Genomic DNA, 2643 nt, shown 5'->3' on the forward strand with positions numbered 1-2643 from the left:
TCCCGTCTCAGTGGGGTCGCATTATAGGGAGCGGCGGATTTTACGCAAGCGTTATTTGCATAAAATAGTAATTAAAATTAAGCCCCAAGCAAGCACACACGATAAGCACAAGTTACCCACAAAACCCTGTTGATAACTCTGTTTTTGAACTTTAAAACTAAACACTTTTATCCTGATGTGATAAGTTGCGGTCACTTTTTTTAACTCATGTATTTAGGCAGTATCCATGACAGACATAATAAACAGTATAAGTGCCCTTCTATGGGGCCAAGTTCTCGTCTACTTATTAATAGCAGCAGGCCTCTTCTTTACTTTTCGACTAGGCTTTATTCAGTTTGTGCAATTTCCACATATGTTCAAAGTTATGTTTGGCTCTCGTAAATGTGCCGATAACGAAATTTCATCCTTTCAGGCTTTTTGTACTTCGTTAGCTGCACGTGTTGGTACAGGTAATATGGCTGGTGTTGCTGTTGCCTTATACCTAGGTGGGCCAGGTGCTATTTTTTGGATGTGGCTTATTGCATTAATAGGTATGGCTACAAGCTTTGCTGAAAGTACTTTGGCTCAGGCTTATAAAACAAAAGATGCTGAAGGCAATTTTAGAGGTGGCCCTGCTTATTATATGCAAAACGGTTTAGGTAAACGCTGGATGGGGACTTTATTCTCGTTATGCTTAATTTTAGCCTTTGGTTTGGTATTTAACGCCGTACAGTCAAACTCTATTGCTGCAGCATTTGAAGTAGCGTTTGATGTACCTAAGTATATAGTAGGCATTTGCTTGGTTATTGGCTCTGGTATTATTATTTTTGGTGGTTTGAAAACGATTTCTCGTTTTGCTGAAATGGTTGTCCCATTTATGGCATTAGCTTACTTGTTAGTGGCTCTTTATGTATGCGCTATTAACTTTACTGCATTACCTGATGTAATTGTACTTATAATAAAAAGTGCTTTTGGTATTGAACAAGCTGGTGCAGGTGCAATTGGTTATGGTGTTACACAAGCTATGATCCAAGGTATAAAGCGTGGCTTATTCTCAAACGAAGCTGGTATGGGTAGTGCAGCTAATGCTGCAGCCACTGCGACACCTTACCCTCCTCATCCAGCATCACAAGGTTATGTGCAAATGCTAGGTGTATTTATTGATACTATTGTTATTTGTACAGCGACTGCTTCTCTTATTTTACTATCGCAGCAATTAGTACCTGAATCTGGTGTTATGGGGATTGAACTTACACAAGCAGCATTACAAGAACATGTCGGCGACTGGGGTACTTACTTTATTGCCATTGCTATATTGTTTTTTGCTTTTACTTCTATTGTGGCTAATTACTCTTACGCTGAAACAAATTTAATGTTTTTAGAGCACAACTCTAATAAAGGTATGTTTATCTTTAGACTTGTTGTTTTAGGTATGGTGATGTTTGGTGCTGTTGGTGAGCTTGGTTTAATTTGGACGCTGGCAGATATATCAATGGGTTTAATGGCCATTGTAAACGTTATAGCGCTATTTATGCTTTCAGGTGTTGTTGTATGGCTCTCTAAAGATTACAACGAACAACGCAAAAAGGGCTTAATACCCACCTTTGACAAAAGTAAGCATCCTAAACTTGCTAAAGAGGTCGATCCCGAGGCCTGGAAATAAACAATAAACAGCGAGCTACGGCTCGCTTTTTTAGTTCTAAAAATAAAAAGTCCTGACACATAGCACTCGATCATTTATACGTAAAAGCTGTTACGGACGATAAGAACTGTATAGACATTATTTGATTATCAGCCTAGACAAGACAACCTACAAAAACAGATGTTTAATGCCCATAGCTCTGCATTATGTATAAGCACTTTATTGTTTACCTATTTGAAGTTCTCACCATAACTCTAGACTTACTCTTACCCGCGATTTTTAACTTCCAATGAGCATGTGTTAGCAACCAATTCGACAACTATACCAACCTGCATAAATCTCTGAGCAATTTAACGAATTAAATTGCACTATAACGTCGTTAAAAATTTTTATTTAGAACACTAGATACAAAAATTTTTGCCTAAATCTAGCGTAATTTCCTTAACCTTAAATAGACCCCATATATAAGCAGATTGGTATTACTTTATGCTACCAGCACATAGGTGTTTGAACTTTGCTTTCAAGGTTATTTGCTCTCGAGGTGTAGATTGCTTTACTGTTTTGAATTTTTTAAAGCTAATGGCCTACTTTACTGGTTGGTATCATAAGTCTATGACGCTTAGTTCAGTTCAAAGTGTATTCATTAGCATTAAGTACTGTGTGTCGCTAAGGATTGCATGGCTGGTTTATTTGAGGCGCTATAGGATTGGGTTTGGAAATATTACATTATGCTTACTCATATATATCTTTAATACGATAGATATACAAACTCTTAATGAACTATCACACAACGCTATTATTGGGTAGACCATGCATAAAATAGTGCATATCAAGATAATATAAATCATAGAAAACATAAAAATGATAAATCAGGATTTTTACCGGATATTTTATAGATATTAGAAGATTTATTAGATTTTTTAAGCAGAGCGCTTAATAAAGAGATGGTGCCCGAGGCCGGACTTGAACCGGCACGACTTGTTAGTCGAGGGATTTTAAATCCCTTGTGTCTACCAATTCCA

1 protein-coding gene is annotated in these 2643 nt (G+C 37.1%); it reads left to right on the forward strand.

The features are described from left to right. Nucleotides 1-226 precede the first annotated feature (226 nt). Nucleotides 227-1642, forward strand: a complete 1416-nt coding sequence (locus I6F42_RS19900; RefSeq protein WP_024591297.1) for a sodium:alanine symporter family protein — start codon at nt 227-229, stop codon at nt 1640-1642. The last annotated feature ends 1001 nt before the right edge of the window (nt 1643-2643 follow it).

This window comes from Pseudoalteromonas sp. SWYJZ12, assembly GCF_015864395.1.
Classification (GTDB): domain Bacteria; phylum Pseudomonadota; class Gammaproteobacteria; order Enterobacterales; family Alteromonadaceae; genus Pseudoalteromonas; species Pseudoalteromonas arctica.

Bases quoted from the DNA above. Each gene is read 5' to 3' on its own strand.
- I6F42_RS19900 (WP_024591297.1), top strand. From the start codon at position 227: ATGACAGACATAATAAACAGTATAAGTGCCCTTCTATGGGGCCAAGTT.